We start from the raw sequence: 1,049 nt of genomic DNA, 5'->3' as shown, positions 1-1,049 counted from the left end.
CCTACGACCGCCAGGGCAATCTCCTCAGTGTCGACGACGGCCACTGGGCGTTGGCCTACGAGTACGACCGCCAAAACCGCCTCACCGCCGAACACCAGGGCTGGGGCACCCTGCGCTATGGCTACGACGCCTGCGGCCAGCTCAAGCACCTGCGCCTGCCGGATAACAACCGCGTGGCCTTCAACCGCGACAAGGGCGGGCACCTTGCGACTGTTGAATTGAATGGCAAAACCCTGACCTCGCACCTATTCAACGCCGGTCTGGAACACCAGCGTCAACAAGGCCAACTGCTCAGCCACTATCACTACGACGACCAACAGCGCCTGCACGCCCACGCCGTCACCCACCAGACCCATCCGCTCTACCAGCGCCAATACGACTACGACCGAGCCGGCAACCTCACCCGCCTGCTCGACACCCGCAAAGGCGAACACCACTACCGCTACGACCCGCTGCAACGCCTTATCCGCGCCGACCATTCCCACGACGTGCAGGAACGTTTCGCCCACAACCCGGCCGGCAACCTGCTGATGCAAAACCGCCCCGGCCCCGACATCGTCGCCGGCAACCGCCTGCTGATCCAGGGCGACCGCCACTACACCTACGACGCCTTCGGCAACCTGACCCAGGAACGCCGTGGCAAAGGCCAGCAACTCGTCACCGAATACCGCTATGACAGCCAACACCGGCTGATCGAAATCGCCCAGCCTAACGGCCAAACCGCCCGTTACCGCTACGACCCGTTTGGCCGGCGTATCAGCAAAACCGTCGACGGCACCACCACCGAATTTTTCTGGCAAGGCGACACACTTATCGCCGAACACCAAGCGGGACGCCACCGCAGTTACCTCTACGAACCCGACAGCTTCCGGCCGCTGGCGCTTTTACAAGGCTTCGGTCCAAAAGAAACACAGCCCTACCACTACCAACTCGACCACCTCGGCACACCCCAGGAACTCACCACCCCCGAGGGCGATATCGCCTGGTCCGCCCACTACCGCGCCTACGGCGAAATCGCCCGCCTCGACGTAGGCAAACTCGACAACCCA

At 63.1% G+C, this 1,049-nt stretch carries 1 protein-coding gene; it reads left to right on the top strand.

The genetic code is table 11. The features are described 5' to 3' along the window. On the top strand, nucleotides 1-1,049 hold a 1,049-nt coding region (locus tag FIV35_RS29490), incomplete at both ends, for an RHS repeat domain-containing protein (protein ID WP_146375138.1).

This window comes from Pseudomonas rhodesiae (assembly GCF_007858255.1).
In the GTDB taxonomy this organism is placed as follows: domain Bacteria; phylum Pseudomonadota; class Gammaproteobacteria; order Pseudomonadales; family Pseudomonadaceae; genus Aquipseudomonas; species Aquipseudomonas rhodesiae.
Note: the sequence above shows the minus strand (reverse complement) of the source record. Positions and strands in the feature narration are given on the sequence as shown.